Origin of the sequence: Actinoplanes sp. NPDC051633, from assembly GCF_040681735.1 — a bacterium.
In the GTDB taxonomy this organism is placed as follows: Bacteria; Actinomycetota; Actinomycetes; order Mycobacteriales; family Micromonosporaceae; genus Actinoplanes.
Genome location: NZ_JBFAZH010001469.1, coordinates 1 through 1,668 on the forward strand (window position 1 = coordinate 1; position 1,668 = coordinate 1,668).

2 protein-coding genes are annotated in these 1,668 nt (G+C 71.8%); one reads left to right on the forward strand and one right to left on the reverse strand.

The features are described from left to right. A partial coding sequence (locus AB0M20_RS42165; RefSeq protein WP_364307000.1) for a BtrH N-terminal domain-containing protein occupies positions 1-955 on the reverse strand: 955 nt, incomplete at its 3' end. 450 nt (positions 956-1,405) lie between these two features. On the opposite strand from AB0M20_RS42165, the gene AB0M20_RS42170 reads away from it, so the two are divergent. Beyond that, positions 1,406-1,645, forward strand: coding sequence for a hypothetical protein (locus AB0M20_RS42170; protein ID WP_364307002.1), 240 nt, complete (start codon positions 1,406-1,408; stop codon positions 1,643-1,645). Positions 1,646-1,668 lie beyond the last annotated feature (23 nt).

The window sequence follows — 1,668 nt, forward strand, 5'->3', positions numbered from 1 at the left end:
GGACCGCGTCGGCGTCGCCGCCGAGCAGCGGCGCCGCCTCGGTGAGGTACGCCGCGTACAGCGGCCGGGTCGCGCCCGGCGCCGTGTACTCGCGTTCCAGGCACTCCTCGAGGCGGGGCAGCACCCGGTCGAGGTGCCCGTCGAAGCGTCTCGCCCAGCCTGCGCGCCCACGCAAGTCGCCGAGCTGTTCGGCGAGCTTCGCCATGCCGCTGAGCCCGAAGTTCACGTCGAAGCTGTTGCCGAGGACGGGACCGGTGAGGTGCCCGACCGTCAACCGGACCGCCCGCCGCACGGCCGAGGGCAGGTCGACCGCGACGGTCGCCGCGTCGTCGCCGACGACGAGGCGGTGGTGGCGGCCCTTGCGGTGGCCTGTCCACGCGGCGACGAACCCGTCGTCGGCGATCTCGTGGACGCCGCGGCCGTCGTCGACCGACACGGTGGCGTCCCCGGCGGCCTTGACGACGACGCCGTACGGTTCGGCAGCCGTCCACGGGTGCGCGTCACTCTGCCAGGGCAGCCGGGTCCGGTCGACGGTGCAGTACACCGGCCGGTCGGCCAGGAGCACCCGCAGGTCGGTCATCGCCTTGGCGGCGCTCGTCGAGTGGCGCTGGTCGTAGGGCAGGCCGAGATGATCCAGCGCGGTCGGCAGCCACGGGTCGGGGTGGTGCTGCGCCACGATCGTCATCGTCGGATGCCCGGTGTAGGCGAACGTCGCGTACAAGAACCCGATTCCACCGGCCAGTCCGGCGATCATGGCTTCCGAGTACGGCCGGCCGGTGTGCGGCGCGTTCACGCCCGCCTGCCCAAGCATCCCCGCCAGCAGGGTGCTGTCGCGGTGGCCACCGACCGGTGCGGTGCTCCGGCCGGTCACCTGCCGGTGTGCCGTCATGTACGACTCGCCGGTACGCGCCGCGCGGTCGCGCACCAGCTTCTTGAGATTGCGTTGCTCGGTCATCGCCGATCCTCGTCCGGGCACACCACCGACGAGCCGTCACCCACGCTGTCGCACGCCGGTCGCCGCCCACGAGTCGGTAGCGGTTCCGAGCGCCCGCGACGGCACGGTGGCCACCTTCGCCTCCACGCAGCCGGCGGGCGTGGGCCACCGGTCAAGGAGGTACGGCGTACGAGCGACGCCACCGGCGATCATAGCAGCGACTTGAGCGTCCGAGCATCCGCGATCATCCAAGCCACGCGAAAGCAACCGAATCCGGCTGGGTCCAGCGCTGTCCGCGCGCGGCGCGAGATCCGACGGTCAATGGAGCAGCAATTGTGCACGCGCCGGTTAGCGGTCTCGGGCCGACACCCGTGCTCCACTGTGGCTTTCCAGTCGATGCGTCTTCTTCGGCCCGCTTTCGGTGCTGCCAGATGTGATGGGCACACCTACCGAACCGAAGGATGTGAGCACATGCGCCGCACGATCACACTAGGCCTGGGAATCGCGGGCCTCACCGCTGCCGCCGCAGCTGCCGTCGGCGGAACAGCCTGGGCGGCCGGCGGCACCGGCGACACTCCGGCGCCGCCCTCGACGCTGATTGTGTCCGACGCGGCCACCCCCGACACCGGCAGCGCACCGGTCCGCGACTGCCCGGAGAAGTCCGGATCGCAGCCATCAGGCCCCGCGGAAACGGCCGGCGACACCCTGTGAGATCGGACCCGGGCCCGGCTCCT

Bases quoted from the DNA above. Each gene is read 5' to 3' on its own strand.
- AB0M20_RS42170 (WP_364307002.1), top strand. From the start codon at position 1,406: ATGCGCCGCACGATCACACTAGGCCTGGGAATCGCGGGCCTCACCGCT.